This window comes from Mitsuokella sp. UBA4253, assembly GCF_002395285.1.
In the GTDB taxonomy this organism is placed as follows: Bacteria; Bacillota; Negativicutes; order Selenomonadales; family Selenomonadaceae; genus Mitsuokella; species Mitsuokella jalaludinii.
Map to the genome: position 1 here is coordinate 1 of NZ_DGWR01000014.1, position 16356 is coordinate 16356.

A 16356-nucleotide genomic window follows, 5' to 3' on the forward strand; every position below is an offset into this window, starting at 1 on the left:
TTATTGATGAGGAGCACAAGACCACGCAGAATCTTCTGAAGACAAAGGCTTTCACTGTAGCACTTGCCGATAAGGAGCACATGGATGTTGCTGACTTCTTTGGAATTGCTACAGGCAATAAAATGAACGATAAGTTTGAACGCACCGGTTATACAGCAGTAAAGAGCGAATTCGTTAATGCACCCATCATCGATGAATTCCCCGTTGTCATGGAATGTGAACTGGCAGAGGTGAGCGAAACCGAGAGCTTCTACTGTATCGTTGGAAAGATCATCAATACGGCTGCCGAGGAAAGAGTGTTATCTGAGAACGGAAAAGTTGATCCGTCTAAGCTACAGGCACTGATTTTTGACCAATTCCAGCACGGCTATTATGTTTCCGGAGAACAGGTCGGAAAGGCGTGGAATGCCGGAGCGAGCTTAATGAAAAAATAAGCAAAACTAAATGTCGGGTGCGCTATCATCAGTAAAGATGTTAACACACCCGTATTCTATTTCACTCTGATCTTCCAGCCGGTCAGGATGAGGTTGACGTTTTTTTGATAAGTGTCGGGTTGAGCTTCTGGATTGCGGAAACCGTGGTGCCGTACTTCCTTGCAATCCCGGAGAGGGTATCACCGCTTTTTACGGTGTAGTAGACCGGAGCGGATTCCTGTTTTTTCGCCAGAGCATTGACCTTTGCCTGTACGGCAGAATAGTCATATCCGGCAGCGGTGAGGCGTTCTTTGCGGTCAGTTCCGTTTCCCCATTTGCCGTCCAGCACTTCCTGCGCCAGTTCATCCACGGTCTCGACCACCGTTACTGGGGTCGGATAAAGAGCCATCACTGCGCCGATATCTTTTAACAGGCGAATTGTCAAGCTAAGTGCAACACCTTTGAGAAATAGAACTCATATGGTGTTTTGTAGCCAAGGCACTTCCTAGGGCGCAGGTTCAACTCATGGTACTTCCGTTGGATGTAATCCTTTGGCGTATCCGTGATGTCCTTGCCTTTCGGGAAGAACTCCCGTAAAAGGCCATTGGTGTTTTCATTGGTCCCGCGCTCCCATGGATGGTGTGGAGGTTGACGGCAGCGGCGGTTTTGTTTATGGCTTTTCCACCAAGCAAGTACCGGCTCTTCCGGTACACCAGCGTGACGAGGCATGCCTTTTCTTGCTTGCCCACCACGGCATCCGCTTCCCAGTGGCCACGGACGGAACGGTTCGCTGCACTGGCAGGACGATCTTCGATGGGGTGCGATATGACGAACTTGCCACGATGTTCTTCGTTGCCTTTTTTGTGACGCCATTTCCTTGCTGCGCTTCAGCAGATGGGCAATCTCCGTGATGGATTTGCCCTCAGCAAGAAAAAAGAGTATCTTTTCTCGCTCAAATGGTGTAAGATGTGCGTAGTGGCACAGAGGCTCTCCTTTTGTTATAGGTAGTTCTTTTCAAACACCATTATAGCAAAGAAGTCTATGTGTCGTTTTAATTTGGTTGTCTAGGAGCTGTTGCACTTAGATTGTAAATCCATCGACAATAAACTTACTCTGTTAGGTTATTCGTGTGTTGAGGAAGAAGGCGGAAGTCATGAAGAGGATACTCTGGGACATGGAAGAGGCAGCGGTGCTTTTGGATGGGCTGCTTCAAGTACAGTTTGGTAAAATCTCGCGTACTGATGCAATTGCGTCTGTCTCAGAAGAATTGCGTGCCCGCGCAGCAAGACATCATTATGATATCGATGAGAAGTTTCGCAATGAGAATGGCATAAGTTTGCAGATGGCACATCTTGAATACGGTCTGACAGATGGAGAGACCGGCTGGGAACCTGCGTATCGATGGCAGGAACAAATCCTCGATATCTACTATAATGAACCAGAAATTTATAAAAAATTACTAAATAGAGCAAGAAAATAAAGGAAAAAAGCCTTTTGTGTCGTATCTTATAATATTTAAAAAGAAAACGGCGCAGAAGGCTTTTGTGCTGCTTAGACATAGGGGGAATAGAGATATAGTAAAAATATAAAATTAACGACATAAAATACATAGATGATTATATTAAAATATATTATAATTATCTGTAGAGAAGGGGGAGTCCACATGTTTGCAAAAGATGTTCTTCGCATCTTGCAGGTTTCTAGGCCGACACTCACGAAGTACGTCAAGACAGGGATTATCCGTGTCCATGTCATGCCGAACGGCCACTATGACTACAACGAGGAAGATGTCTACAAGTTCCTCAACAAGGACGTGAAGCGCAAGACCTACATCTATGCCCGTGTCTCTACGCCAAAGCAGAAACCTGACCTCAAGAACCAGATCCAGCTGCTCAAGCAGTTCTGCTTTGCAAATGGCTACACCATCAATGGCGTATTCTCAGACATCGCCAGCGGTATCAGCTTCGAGAAGAGAAAGGGATTCTTCGACCTGCTGGACGATGTCCTTGCAGGGCGTGTCGAGCGCGTGGTCGTGACGTACAAGGACAGATTGTCGCGCGTCGGCTACGACTTGCTCTACTACCTGTTCCAGAAGTACAATTGTGAGATTGTCGTGATGAGCGAGGTTGGCTCCGAAACGATTGACTCGCAGGAAATCTTTGAAGAAATCGTGAGCCTCTTGCATTGCTACTCTATGAAGTTGTATTCCAATCGCAAAAGACTGCGGAAGATCAAGGAGGCGATAGCGGATGATGAAACGAGTGGAACACCACCGGCTTAAACCCTCGTCACCGTTCTACGCCATGCTGCGCGAATTCTGCCATCGTTCTAAGAATCTCTACAATCATGGGAATTTCCTGATCCGCCAGGCGTTCCTCGAAGATGGCAAATGGCTGCGCTATGGCGAAGTCGACCGCTTGTTGAAGGCTGATACAGAGTACCCCGACTATCGGGAGATGCCGACTGCGCAGACGGCGCAGCAGACACTTCGCATTTTAGATAAGAACTGGACATCGTTCTTCGCGGCCATCAAGGACTGGAAGGCCCATCCCGAGAAGTACAAGGGACGGCCAAAACTGCCGAAGTACAAGCCGAAGGACGGCTATTTCCCGCTGGTCCTGACGAACCAGAATTGCAAGCTCAAGGACGGAATCATCCGTTTTCCCAGGACTTTCCAAGGGTTCACGGTAAAGGCCGCCTTTGTCGGTCAGCCTGATGCTGTCTTCAAACAGGCACGCATCATCCCGCATGGCGGAGAGATTTGCATAGAACTCGTCTATGAGATTCCCGAGGTCGAAGAGAAAGCGGACAATGGAAAATATGCCGCTATCGACATCGGCATCGACAATCTCGCGGCGCTGGCATGGAATACAGGCAAACGCCCTGTCCTTTTCAAGGGGACGCCTCTCAAGTCGGTCAACCAGTACTACAACAAGCAGATGGCCAAGCGCAGGAGCATCTGTGAGCGGATGAATGGACGCCATTCATCGAAGCGAATCGCGCGGCTCACAGCGAAGCGGAACCGCAAGGTCGAGGATTACCTGCACAAAGCGAGTCGCAAGGTCATCGACTTGTGCGCGGGGCAGGATGTATCGGTACTGATCATCGGCAAGAATAAGGGCTGGAAACAGGAAGTGAATCTTGGGCGCAAAGTCAACCAGAGCTTCATACAGCTGCCTTTCGCCCGCTTTATCCAGATGCTCCAGTACAAGGCCGAATCAATCGGCATGAAGGTCGTGCTGACGGAAGAAAGCTATACGAGCGGCACCTCATTCTTGGATGGCGAGGCTCCGACCAAAGATTGCTATGACAAATCGCGCCGTGTTCATCGCGGCCTGTTCCAGGCGAGCAATGGCCGGAAAATCAATGCCGATGTCAACGGTGCCTACCAGATCATGAGAAAAGTATTCCCGAATGTGAACGCAGACGGGATAGAGGGCGTAGCGTTACGCCCAGCTGTAGTAACTCTTTCGATGAGCGCTCGCCGCGGCTCCGGCTGTGCCTGATGCGAGAAAGAGTGAACAGCGCAATTTATTAAAAATACGAATATCATTATTTGGTATTTATAATAAATATAACGTCGATAAACCTGTAGATACAAAAAAAGGCCAGCCGAATCATTTAGATTCCTGCTGACCTCTGACTTCTGAATGGTGGAGACAAGGAGGATCGAACTCCTGACCTCTTGCATGCCATGCAAGCGCTCTCCCAGCTGAGCTATGCCCCCGTCTTCGCGTTACCGCTAACGACAGATATTATTATAATAGACGCTGCATGTATCTGTCAAGCATTTTTTTGCAGATTTTTGCAGCCCTTGCCGAAACTTTTTTCTCAGTGATGTTTCTGGTACAATGGAGTCAATGCTACATACAGGATAATCAGGAGGAGTTCATATGGCCATCAAGATCACTGGGTTCTATCAGCTGCCGCATCAGACGATGCCGGAGCTCGTCGACTTCAATGAGGTGTTCGACACTTCGTTCATGCGCAAGTACACGCGCTTCCGGACTTTCGAGAAATTCTTGCAGGGCAGCCGCTTCAAGATCGAGAACCAGAGAGACTTTGAGGCGCTGCCGGAGGAGAAGATGGACGCATGGGTCCGCAAGGCCACGAAATTCTCATCGTGGCAGGAGATGCTCGACACAGCGACGGACAAGTACGTTATGCACAAGAATATGTGAGGCACAGCGCCGGCAAGAGGATAGAGAATCAATCATAGAGCAGGAGGGATTCATGTGCGCTTTATTCACACGGCTGACTGGCATCTCGGGCGGTATTTCCATGGGATGCACCTGACGGCGGATCAGCGGGAGATCATCATGGGGCAGCTGGTGCCGCTCGTGCAGGAGGAAAAGGTGGATGCTGTCGTCATTGCGGGGGATATCTACGACCGCGGCGTGCCGCCTGTCGAGGCGGTCGACCTCTTTGACGAATTCCTCATGAAGATGGCAGAGATGCACATCAAGGTCTTCTACATCGCTGGCAATCACGACAGTGAGTCGCGTCTGAACTTCGGCAGCCAGCTCATGCGGGCATCGGGGATCTTTGCGCGCGGGCGCCTGGATGACGAGATGGCTCCGGTTGTCGTTGAAGATGACTTCGGCCCGGTTGCCGTTTACCTCTATCCGTATATGGAGCCAGCTTCGGTGCGAGCGGCTCTTGGCGTGGAGAAAGCCCTGGACTTTGAGCAGGCACATGAGCTAGTGATTGAAAGGAGCCTGGCGAAGCGGGCGGGGAATATGCGCTCGATCGCTGTGGCACACGCCTTCCTGGCGGGCGGCCTGAGCTCGGATTCGGAGCGCCCGCTCGCTGTCGGCGGCTCGTCAAATGTGCGTCCTAGTATCTTCCGGCCATTCTGCTACACGGCGCTCGGCCACCTGCACAATCCGCAGCGGGCCGGGGCCGACCACATCCGCTACAGCGGCTCGCTCATGAAGTACTCGTTTGATGAAGCCGAGCAGAAAAAGGGCTGTATCCTCGTGGACCTCGATGGCACGGGCCAGGCAACACAGCAGTTCGTGCCGCTCGTGCCGCCGCACGACGTCCGGCGCGTGCGCGGTCTCTTCGCGGACATCGAGGGTGACCGCGCGGCGTATCCGCAGTCGGACGATTACATCGAGGTTGAGCTCTTGGACCGCGGCATCATCCTCGATGTGTTCAACAAGCTCAAGGCCATTTACCCGAACCTCATGCACGTGCTCTACCCGAACTTGCAGCGCGAGGGTACGATGCGCGAGCAGGAGGGGCAGGCCGTGCTGAAGCTCACGGAGGAGACGCTGTTCTCCCAGTATTACGAGGATATGACGGGAGAGCCGCTCGCAGAAGAGCAGCAGGCCATCATCCACGGCTGTCTGCAGGAGATTTACCGGGAAGAGAGGGATGAAAAATGAAGCCAGAAGTCCTGACCATCTGTGCCTTCGGGCCGTACCAGAAGAAAGTCTGCCTCGACTTCTCCGTTCTTTCTGAGCAGCCGTTCTTCCTGATCCACGGAGCGACGGGCGCGGGCAAGACGAGCATCTTTGATGCCATCTGCTATGCGCTCTACGGTGAGGCAGCGACGGAGGCGCGGACGCCTCGCATGCTGCGCAACCGCGAAGCGGGGCCGGAGGATGACACCTACGTCGACCTGACATTCTGCGTGCGTGACACGCACTGGCACATCCGCCGCAATCCAGAGTACATGCGCAAGGCCAAGCGCGGCAAGGGACTGGCGCGGCAGGCGCCGGAGGTCCTTTTAGAGCGCCTGGAGAATGGACGCGCGGCGGAGTCGTGGACGCGCGATGGCGAGGTGCAGGCGCGCATCGTGTGCCTGCTCGGCTTCCAGTGCAAGCAGTTCCGCCAGGTCGTCCTGTTGCCGCAGGGTGAGTTCCGCCGCTTCCTCATGGCCGACACGAGCGCGCGCAAGGAGATCATGAAGGTCCTGTTCAACACGGAGATCTACCAGAAGCTCGAAGACAAGCTCAAGGCGAAGGCGGCGGAAGTCAGCAAGTCATACGAAGGCATCGCCGAGAAGCAGAGATTGTACCTCGCCGAGGCTGATGCCAAGGATGAGGCCGAGTTCACGGCCTTGCTCAAAGAACGAGAGCAGCAGGCGTCAATTCTTGCCGACCGGACGGCGGCTCTGCAGTCCCGCAAGGAGGCGAGCGAGAAAGAGCGCGATGCGGCGCGCGAGACGATGGCGAAGTTCATGCAGGCCGACAGGGCGGCAGATGAGCTCAAGAGATGGGAGGATACTGTGCCAAAGGATGCGGAGGCGAAGGCTTTGCTCGACAGGGCGGACCGCGCCGCGGCGCTTTTAGACCTCGCCAAGCAGCTGCAGGCGGCCAGACAGGATGCTGCAACGCGCGGGCAGGACCTCGAAGCGCTCAGGCAGCAGGGGATGAAGCTCGCAGCTTCACGCAGCAGGGCGAAGGAACGCTTTGAGACGGTCCAGCAACAGAAACCGGCCCATGATGCCGAGCGCGAAACGCTCATCGTATTGCAGGGATTGCTGGAGGTCGCCAAGGAGCTCGAAGAAGCGAAGAGAGACGCTGCCGCCAAACAGGCCGCGGGCGAAAAGGGAAAGCAGGAAGCCGCCGCGGCCAAGCAGAGGCTCGCGGAGATGGAGCAGCAGCTCAAGGCGCAGGAGCAGCAGGCTGAAGCCTTGCAGAAAGAGGCGCTGGCCATCGACTCGCTGAAGCTCAGGGAGCAGAATCTCCTGGCCGAGCAGGAAAAAGCCGCCGCCGCCGCAACGAGCAAATCACTCGTCCGGGAAGCCGCGGCCAGCCATGGACAGGCAGCGAGAGCGGCTGAGACAGCAGAGAAATCCTGGCAGGCAGCCCGCGCTGAGCTCGCGCACTTGCGCGAACTGGCCAGGGAGGCGCGTGCCGTGCTGCTGGCCGAGAACCTCGAGGAGGGCGAGCCCTGCCCAGTCTGCGGCGCGACGCACCATCCAGATCTTGCAAAATCCGTGACTGAAGTTGTCACGGATGGGATGCTCGAGGAGAAGGAAAGAGACGTCAGCATACTGGAGCAGCAGTATCAGGCTGCTGCGGCCAAAGCGCAGGAGAAGGCCGGCCAGCTCGCCGCTGCCGAGGCCAAGGCAGAAGCCTTGGTGAAGCAGCTCGATGGGGAAGACCCAGCCGGGCTGGCTGAAGAACTGGCCAAGGTCCGAGCCGCCCTGCGGGATGCGCAAGAGGCCGCTCGGATGCATGACAGCCTGTTGAAGTCAATCGAGCGTGGGCAGCAGAGCGAGGCCCTGCTGAAGGAAAAGAGCGCTGGACTCGAGCGGAAGGCTGCCGACAGCGCTGCCGCGGCCGCGGCTGCCGCAGCGCTCGTGCAAGATAAGCAGGAGCAGCTTGCGGGCAGGGAACTGCCAGCAGAGCCTCAGGCGCTCATGCGTCAGTACCAGCAGCGCGAGAAGGCATGGCAGACCGCAGAAGAGGCGGCTGCGGCGGCTGAACGGGACTATCACGACCTCGACACGCGCTACCATGCGGCGCAGTCGGCGTGGAAGACGAAGCGCGAAGAACTCCTGCGCAGTCAGGCGCAGGCCGCAGACCTGCAGCAGGGCTTTGCTGAGCGCCTGGCGCAGGCGGGCTTTGCGGATGAGGCGGCTTATGAGGAGGCACTGCAGGGCAGCTGGCGCGATGCCCGCTACCGCGACGAGGTGCGCCAGGAACTCCTTGCGCACGAGCAGGCCTTGCACACGGCGCAGACGAATTTTTCTGCCTGCCAGAAGACGATCGAGAACTTGAAGAAGCCGGACCTCGCGGCGGCTGAAGATGATGCGCGTGCGTCGCAGCAGGCCTGGCAGAGGGCTCTGCGCGAGTCGTCTGCGGCTGAGACAGTGCTGCGCTCGTGGCAGAAGCGTAAGAAGGAACTCGCTGCCCTGCGCGAGCAGAGCGGCGCGCTCACAGAGGCATACGCGCGCATCACGGGCCTTTCGGAGCTCGCGGGCGGCAAGACGGGCAGCCGCGTCTCCTTCCAGACGTACGTGCTGCACTCTCTCTTGGACGATGTCATGGAGATGGCCAACCAGCGCCTGCTCATCATGAGCCGCGGCCAGTATGAGCTGCACGCCGGGCAGCGCCAGAGGGCCAATCAGCAGGGCGGCCTCGATATGGAGATCTTCGACCATTATTCTGGGTATGCGCGCCCCCTGGCGACGCTGTCGGGCGGTGAGTCGTTCCTCGCGTCACTTTCGCTGGCGCTCGGCCTCGCTGATGTCGTGCAGGCTTGTGCGGGTGGTGTGCGGCTCGACACGATGTTCATCGATGAGGGCTTCGGCACGCTCGACAGCGAGACGCTCGACGTCGCGCTCAAGGCCCTGTTTGAATTGCAGAAGAGCGGCCGGCTCATCGGCATCATCTCGCATGTCGAGGAGCTCCGGAGCCGCATCCCGGCAAGGCTCGAGGTCACGAAGACGAAGAGCGGCGGCAGCACGGCTCACTTTGAGCTCGGTACGGCAGAAAGTTGAGGACGATATGACAGCAACACTCGATTTCATCATAGGCAGAGCGGGGACAGGCAAGACGCATGCCTGCCTTGATGCCATGCGGCAGCGCATGGCAGAAGCACCGATGGGCCCCGCGCTCATCCTGCTCCTGCCGGAACACATGACGTTCAAGGTGGAGCGCGAGCTCGCCGCGAGCATCCCGAAGGGCAGCGGCTTCTTGCGCAGCTACGTCTTCGGCTTCCGCCGCTTCGCGCGCCACGTGCTCTTGGAGACGGGCCATATGAAGGTGCCGCGCATCAGCGACGTCGGACGCCGCCTGCTCCTGCGCAAGATCCTCGTGAAGCATCAGAAGGAGAAGGACCTCGATGTCTTTGCGCGTGCTGTGCGCCAGCGCGGCTTCACGGAGAGCCTCTCGGACGCCATCCAGGAGTTCAAGAGCTACCGCCTGACGACGGATGTGCTGCGCGAAGCTGCCGAAGAGCTCGCCAAGGGCAACGAGCGCCTTGCGGGCAAGCTGCGGGAGATGGCGCTCTTGACGGATGAATTCGCGGCGGAGATGCAGGGCAAGGCCAACGATGCCGAGGACATGATGAACCAGCTCGCTGAGGCCATCCTCGAAGCGCCGCTGCTCAACGGGGCAGAGGTCTGGCTCGACGGCTTCATCTTCTTCAATCCGCAGGAGATGGCTGTGCTGCGCGCCCTGCTCATGACGGCGGCGAAGGTTCATATCGCCCTGCCGATGGCAGGCATAGCAGAAGGAGAGGAGCGCGTGCGTCTCGACCTGCCCGAGAATCTGCAGGAGACGGCGCTCTTCAATCGGCCGTACCGGACGTTGCAGGCCATCCGCTGCATGGCACGCGAAGAACTCGGCTATCGCGGTGCAATTCCCATCCACCTGCTCGCGGAGCAGCATCGCTTCGCGCCGGCAAGTATCCTGCGCGGGATGGAGCAGGATCTCTTCCGTTATGGCGGCTCGGCCCGGCCAGAGGATGAGGGCATGCAGCTCGTCGAGGCGGCCAACAGGAGGCTCGAGGTCGAGAGTGCGGCTGCGGACATCCTGCGCCTCGTGTGCGACGAGGGCTGGCATTACCGCGAGCTCGGCATCCTCGTGCGCGATAGCGAAGCATACGGCGACCTCGTGCGCCTCGTCTTCGAGGATTACGGCATCCCGTTCTTCGAGGACTCGAAGCGGCCGAGCATCCACCATCCGCTCGCGGAGCTCATGCGCTCGGCCATCGAGGTCGTCTCGCGTGACTGGCGCTATGAGACGGTCTTCCGCTGCCTGCGCACGGGCTTTTTCCCGCCGGTGCGCGAGGACATCGACAGGCTCGAGAACTATGTGCTCGAGTTCGGCATCCGCGGCCGCAAGCGCTGGCAGCAGGAAAAGCCGTGGGACTGGCACCGCCGCTACAGCTTAGAGGACGGCGAGCAGGTCGACGAGGACACAGCTTCGACGCTGGCGCTCATCGACTCCCTGCGCCGCCAGTCTGTCGAGGCGTTGACTGAGCTGGAGCGCGACCTGCGCGCGGCCGATGACGTCCGCGGCTATACGAAGGCGCTCTACGACTTCCTCGTGCGCCTCGAGGTGCCCGTGCGCTTGCAGGAGTGGGCGGAGATCGCTGAGCGCGAGGGACGCCTGGCCGATGCAGCCGAGCACCGCCAGCTCTGGGACGATAGCATGGCGCTCTTTGACCAGCTCGTTGAAGTCAGCGGTGCGGAGAAGATGACGCTATCAGACTATGAGGCTGTCCTGAGCGACGGCCTCGATGCCCTGCAGATCTCCCTGATCCCGCCGGGACTCGACTATGTGACGCTGGCCTCATTTGACCAGAACAGCCTCGATAACATGCGCGGCCTCTACATCCTCGGCGCCGATGCCGCGACGATGCCGCGCCGCGTGCGCGAGCAGGGCATCTTCTCCGATGCCGACCGCCTGCACATCGCGGAGACGCTGGCTGCCTGCCAGAAAGAGGGCGAAGAGGAGCACACGATCTCGCGCGGCGGCCACGAGAAGAGCTTCGGCGAGAAGTTCTTGCTCTACCGCGGCTTTACAGAGGCGCGCGAGTATCTCTGGATTTCCTATGCGCTGGCTGATGCGGAGGGCAATGGCCTGCAGCCGTCACCGCTTGTCAAGAAGCTGCGCGAGCTCTTCCCGAAGGCGGCGTTCCTTTCCATTCCGCTGGAGACGGTGCGGCGCGACGACGACCTGTTGCTAGCGGCACCGCGCCCGGCTCTCTCGGGCCTCGCCAATGCCCTGCGCGGCGAGCGCGAGCATCAGGAGATGCAGCCCTGCTGGCGCGATGTCTACAACTGGGCCATGCGGCAGAAGGAATGGCAGCGGCCGCTTCGTCTCGCACTCTCGGGCCTTTTTGCACATGCGGGCGATGGCAGGATACCGAAGGAGCTGGCGGAGCAGATCTTCGCCAAAGGCACGGTCCTGCGCGGCAGCGTGACGCAGTTCGAGAAATTCCGCCAGTGTCCGTTCGCGCACTTCGCGGCCTACGGCCTGAAGCTCCAGGAGCGCAGGGAGTACCAGTTCCGCTCGATGGACCTCGGCCAGCTATTGCACGCTGTGCTCAAGGAGTACGGCAGCATCGTCAAGCGCGACTACGCGAACCGCTGGCAGGATGTGCCGGAGGAGAAGCGCGCTGAGCTCTGCGAGGAGCTCGTCAACACGCTCGCTCCGCGCCTGCAGAGTGAGATCCTGCTGAGCCGCGACAACTACCGCCACCTCAAGAAGCGCATCGAGAAGACGGCGGAGCAGGCCGTCGGCCACCTGTCAGCCTGGGCGGCCGTCTCGGCCTTCCAGCCAGCCTTTTTCGAGGAGGCATTCGGCCATTCAGACGACGAAGTCCACCTGAGGCCACTGCCGCTCGGCGATGGCTACGCGCTCTCGTTCAAAGGCCAGATTGACCGCCTTGACCTGCACGAGTGCGCGCCGTACTATCTGATCCTCGACTACAAGACGGGCCATGTCGCCATCAACCTCTTCGAGGTATACTACGGCTTGCGCCTGCAGTTGCTCGTCTACATGATGGTCGGGCGCGAGCTGCTCAGAGAGAAGGGCGAGAAGCGCCTGCCCGCGGGCATCCTCTACGCCTTCCTGCAGAATCCACTGTTGCAGACGCGCAAGAAGTACACGCAGGCAGAGCTCGAGAAGCGCGTCAATGCCGAGCTGCGCATGCCGGGCTGGGTGCTGGCTGATCTCGACGTCGCCAAGGCGATTGATGCGAGCTTCGGCTTTATCAAGCCGGGACTAAGCAAGGTCAAAGACGAGAAGAAGAAGGATGTCATCGGCCCGGACGGCGAGCCCGTCATGGACTTTGACGCTAATAGCAGGAAGTACGGCTACATCCGCAAGCCGGAGGAATTCGAGCTCATGCTCGCGTATGTCGACTACATCCTGCGCGATACGGGGCGGGCCATCCTCGGCGGCGACATCAGTGCGAGCCCGTACCGCCTCAAGGCAAAGAAAGAACAGACGGCTTGCACGTACTGCGAATACCGCGACGTCTGCGGTTTCGACCCCGACATCGAAGGCTACGCGTACCGCGACATCGGCCCGGAGGACGATGATGTGCTGGAGGAGAAGATGGCCGAGTGCACAGGAAAGGAAGATTTGCTCGATGCAATACACAGAGGATCAGAAGAAAGCGATTGAGGCGCGCCACCGCAACATCCTTGTCGCAGCGGCAGCAGGCTCGGGCAAGACGCGCGTGCTCGTCGACCGCATCATCGCGCAGCTTCTCGCGCGCGAGTGCAGTGTCGACGAGATGCTCGTCGTGACGTTCACGAATGCAGCGGCGACAGAGATGCGTGAGCGCATCGACAAAGCTCTGCAGCAGAAGCTCTTAGAGACGGATGACCGCGCGACAGCCGAATGGCTCGAGCGCCAGATTGTCCTGTTGTCCGGCGCCTCGATCTGCACGTTCCACGCCTTCTGCCAGAAGGTCATCCGCCAGAACATCGATGCCATCGACGTGGACCCGCAGTTTCGTCTGGCCAGCGACCAGGAGATGGTCCTGATGCGCCGCGATGTCCTGGAGGAATTGCTCGAGACCTCCTACAAGATGCCAGAGGATGAGGATGGGAAGGCCAGGTGGCAGGATTTTCTCGAGTTCGTCGACGACTACGGCGACGACCACGGCGATGAGGTTGTCCACAATGCCGTGCTGAAGCTCTACAGCTTCTGCCAGAGCCAACCCTTCCCAAAGGCGTGGCTGCGCCAGCAGAAGGAGCGCTATGAAGCGGAGTCTGCGGACTTCTGGCAGACGCCCTGGACGGATACGATTGTCTCGGCCGTGGGCTGCGAGATTGAGCGCAGCGTCCGCGCCTATGAAGAGGTGTGTGCGCTTGTCCGCACGGGCGGCCGTTCTGAGGAAGCGGAGGCAGCCTTGCTCGCGGCTTGGCAGCCCTATGCCGAATATCTGCAGGGCTGCATTGAGAAGCTGGAAGAGGTGCAGTCCGCTTATCGAGCGGCCCTGGCCGAGAAGAAGGCGGGCGGCTGGGACAATTTCTGCGCTGCGGCCAGGCAGTGGAAGCAGCCCGTGCTGCGCGGCAAGAAATACGATGCGCTGCGCACGGCGTTCCCTGAGGTCCGCAAGTCGTTCGAGAAGAACCGCGACGAGGCCAAGAAGATCTTCACGGATGCCAGGGACCGCTACATGGCGCAGACTGAGGAGGATGTACTGGGGGACATCCGAGCGTGCAGCGCGACGGTGCGGCGCTATGCAGACCTGACGGCCGCTTTCATCGATGCACTGCAGGCGGCCAAGAAAGAGCGCAATGTCCTCGACTTCAACGACCTCGAGCACTTCGCGCTTGACGTGCTCTGCCGCGACCCGGAGGCACTTGCCGGAGCGGAAGAAGCGGATTTCCGCGGCGAGAAGGGCAGGGCGCTGCGCACGGATGCGGCGGAAGACTTGCGCGAGAAGTATGCTGTCATCATGGTCGACGAGTACCAGGATACGAACGGTGTCCAGGAGGCCATCCTGAACCTCATCGCGCGCGATGACAACCGCTTCACCGTCGGCGACGTCAAGCAGAGCATCTACCGCTTCCGCCTCGCTGACCCGTACCTGTTCCAGGCGAAGTACGATGCCTATCCCGAGAAGCCGGGACCCAATGACATGGAACAGCTCATCACGATGAAGCAGAACTTCCGCAGCCGCGCTGAAGTCCTTGCGCCGATCAACTTCATCTTCGACCAGGTCATGACGCGCGAGGCCATGGAAATCGAGTACGACGAGAAAAGCCGCCTCTACCCGGGGGCCTCGTATCCTGAGGCCGAGCATACACTCAAGGGGCCGATGGAGATTGACATCATCCTGCGCGGTGAGCCGGAGCAGCCCGTCGCGGGCCTCAGCCAGACGGCCGATGATGCATCAGATGGCAGCGGGCTCGAGGGCTTTGAGCTCGAGGCGCAGCACATCGCCGACCGCATCGCAGCGCTCATGGAGTCAGGCGTTCGCGTCTTCGACAAGGATGCCGGTGGATACCGCCCCTTGGCGTACCGCGACATCGCTGTGCTGCTGCGCGCCGTCAAGGGCAAGGCCAACACGCTGCTCGAACTGCTGCGCAAGAACAGCATCCCTGCCTACGCCGACGTCGACGGCGGCTACTTTGAGGCCAATGAGGTGCGGCTCGTGCTCGCCCTCTTGAAGACCATCGACAACGCGCGTCAGGAGATCCCGCTGGCAGCCGTGCTCGTCTCTCCAATCGGTGGCTTCACGATGGAGGAGCTCGCGCGCCTGCGCATGTCCGTCCCCGACGAGGACCTCTTCGGCGCCCTGCTGCGCAGCCACTCACCGGAGACGCCGCTCGAGGAAGGACTCGCCGACCGCGCGGCCGACTTCTGTGCCGCGCTCAACCGCTGGCGCAGCTATGCCGTGAGCCACAGCGTGCCGGAGCTCATCTGGACACTCTACCGCGAGACGGGCTACTACGACTACGTCGGCGGCCTCAAGGGCGGCTTGCTGCGCCAGGCGAATCTGCGCATGCTAGCCGACCGCGCGGCAGAGTATGAGAAGACGAATTACCGCGGTCTCTTCCGCTTCCTGCGCTTCCTCGAGGACCTGCGCAAGCGCGATACGGACCTCTCCGTCGCGCGTACGCTCGGCGCGAGCGAGGACGTCGTGCGCATCATGAGCATCCACAAGAGTAAGGGACTCGAGTTCCCCGTCGTCATCGTCGCCGACATCGCCAAGGGCTTCAACCAGCTCGATGCCAGAGGAATCTTCCTGATGCACAAGGAGCTCGGCATCGGCCCGCGTCTCGTCGAGCGCTCCGACGTCGGGCGGCAGATGTACGACACGCTGCCGTACCAGGCCATCGCCGCGCGCATTGTCGCAGAGACGAAGGCCGAGGAGATGCGCGTGCTCTACGTCGCCATGACGCGCGCGCGCGAAAAGCTCATCCTGACGGGCACGATGGCCGCAGCGAAGTGGGAGAGGCAGGCCGAGCGCTATGCGCGCAGCCTCAGTAGCCGCGAGCTCGTTCTGCCCGATGACATGATACGCGAGGCAGGCAGCTATCTCGACTGGATTGCGCCTGCCGTGGCGCGCCATACGGATGGCGCGGCAATACGCGAGGCCGCAGGGGCAGACTGGGGCGAGATGCTCGACGCTGTCGAGCCCGATGCCCATTTTGCCGTCCATCTGCTCGCTGCCGACAAGATCCAGCCGCATGAAGAGGAAGAAGAGCTCGACGCGCTCCTGCAGGCCGTGCGCGCTGGAAAGGAGTTGCCCGCATCGCCAGAGCGCGAGACGGTCGAGCACCGCCTCGGCTGGCATTACGGTGAAGAAGCATTGCCGGGCATCACGGCCAAGATGACCGTCTCCGAGATCAAGCAGCGCTTTGCCGAGGCGCAGCGCGAGGAAGAACCGGCCTCGTTGCCTGCTGTGCAGCCCGCTGAGCCCGCCATCTGGCGTCGCCCGCAGTTCCTGCAGCAGAAAGGACGCCTGTCAGGCGCCGAGCGCGGCACGCTCATGCACAGCATCATGCAGAATCTTGACCTGCACGGCGACCTGACGCGCGAGGGCCTGTGCGCCCAGGTCGCCCTGATGGAGGAAAAGGGCCTGATTGCCGCGGGCCACGAGTCAGCCGTCAACTACACGAGCATCGAGCGCTTCTGCTCATCCGCCATCGGCAAGCGCATGAAAAGCGCTGCGCGCGTCTGGCGCGAACTGCCCTTCAGCCGCATGATCCCCGTCGGCAAAGTCAATCCCGCCTACAGCGAGAGCGCGGAGAAAATCTTCATCCAAGGCGTCATCGACGTCCTCTTTGAAGAAAACGACGGCAGCCTCGTCCTGCTCGACTACAAGACCGACCGCGACACCGCCCCCGACAAGATCCGCCGCCGCTACGCCAAGCAGATCGAGCTCTACCGCGAAGCCGTCGAATCCATCCTCGGCAAGCCCGTCAAAGAGAGCATCCTCTTCTTGCTTCACGACGGCACGAGCCTGCGGATTCCCTGAATCGCTGAATCAAAAACGAGACTGTAACCAG

Annotated in this window: 10 protein-coding genes, 1 tRNA gene and 2 pseudogenes; 9 read left to right on the forward strand and 4 right to left on the reverse strand. The window is 59.3% G+C overall.

The features are described 5' to 3' along the window. A partial coding sequence (locus B2X55_RS06475) for a flavin reductase family protein (RefSeq protein ID WP_286821399.1) occupies nt 1-434 on the forward strand: 434 nt, incomplete at its 5' end. An 82-nt stretch (nt 435-516) separates the two neighbouring features. Here the strand turns inward: B2X55_RS06475 and B2X55_RS06480 are convergent. From B2X55_RS06480 to B2X55_RS10835, 3 genes and pseudogenes are all read right to left on the reverse strand, one after another. After that, a complete protein-coding gene (locus B2X55_RS06480) occupies nt 517-858 on the reverse strand; it encodes a LysM peptidoglycan-binding domain-containing protein (protein WP_286821401.1) in 342 nt (113 codons plus the stop codon). After that, a pseudogene (locus B2X55_RS10875) lies at nt 855-1288 on the reverse strand (transposase); the annotation flags it as partial. The pseudogene B2X55_RS10875 and the gene B2X55_RS06480, both read right to left, overlap by 4 nt. Nucleotides 1289-1334: 46 nt before the next feature. Further along, nucleotides 1335-1415, reverse strand: a pseudogene (locus B2X55_RS10835) (hypothetical protein); the annotation flags it as partial. Nucleotides 1416-1587: 172 nt separating this feature from the next. Here B2X55_RS10835 and B2X55_RS06495 point away from each other — a divergent pair. The 3 genes from B2X55_RS06495 to B2X55_RS06505 all read left to right on the forward strand — a co-directional run bounded on the left by B2X55_RS06495 (nt 1588) and on the right by B2X55_RS06505 (nt 3919). After that, nucleotides 1588-1893: a hypothetical protein gene (locus B2X55_RS06495; RefSeq protein WP_286821402.1), complete on the forward strand. Its 306-nt coding sequence runs from the start codon at nt 1588-1590 to the stop codon at nt 1891-1893. Nucleotides 1894-2076: 183 nt separating this feature from the next. Beyond that, nucleotides 2077-2694, forward strand: a complete 618-nt coding sequence (locus B2X55_RS06500; RefSeq protein WP_286821404.1) for an IS607 family transposase — start codon at nt 2077-2079, stop codon at nt 2692-2694. Then, nucleotides 2666-3919, forward strand: a complete 1254-nt coding sequence (locus tag B2X55_RS06505; RefSeq protein WP_286821405.1) for an RNA-guided endonuclease InsQ/TnpB family protein — start codon at nt 2666-2668, stop codon at nt 3917-3919. The genes B2X55_RS06500 and B2X55_RS06505 overlap by 29 nt, the downstream gene beginning before the upstream one ends. Before the next feature lie 145 nt (nt 3920-4064). Here B2X55_RS06505 and B2X55_RS06510 read toward each other — a convergent pair. Beyond that, nucleotides 4065-4140: transfer RNA gene (locus tag B2X55_RS06510), tRNA-Ala, on the reverse strand. A gap of 166 nt (nt 4141-4306) precedes the next feature. On the opposite strand from B2X55_RS06510, the gene B2X55_RS06515 reads away from it, so the two are divergent. The 5 genes from B2X55_RS06515 to addA are packed head-to-tail and all read left to right on the forward strand — an operon-like array spanning nt 4307 to nt 16325. Beyond that, nucleotides 4307-4594: a hypothetical protein gene (locus tag B2X55_RS06515; protein ID WP_036378628.1), complete on the forward strand. Its 288-nt coding sequence runs from the start codon at nt 4307-4309 to the stop codon at nt 4592-4594. A gap of 54 nt (nt 4595-4648) precedes the next feature. After that, nucleotides 4649-5803, forward strand: coding sequence for an exonuclease SbcCD subunit D (locus B2X55_RS06520; RefSeq protein ID WP_286821406.1), 1155 nt, complete (start codon nt 4649-4651; stop codon nt 5801-5803). Then, entirely contained in the window at nt 5800-8871 is a 3072-nt protein-coding gene (locus tag B2X55_RS06525; protein WP_286821407.1) for an AAA family ATPase, read from the forward strand. The genes B2X55_RS06520 and B2X55_RS06525 overlap by 4 nt, the downstream gene beginning before the upstream one ends. 7 nt (nt 8872-8878) lie before the next feature. Further along, nucleotides 8879-12511, forward strand: a complete 3633-nt coding sequence (locus B2X55_RS06530; protein ID WP_286821409.1) for a PD-(D/E)XK nuclease family protein — start codon at nt 8879-8881, stop codon at nt 12509-12511. Then, complete coding sequence (gene addA / locus B2X55_RS06535; protein ID WP_286821410.1) at nt 12477-16325, forward strand: helicase-exonuclease AddAB subunit AddA; 3849 nt, start codon at nt 12477-12479, stop codon at nt 16323-16325. The genes B2X55_RS06530 and addA overlap by 35 nt, the downstream gene beginning before the upstream one ends. Nucleotides 16326-16356: the final 31 nt, after the last annotated feature.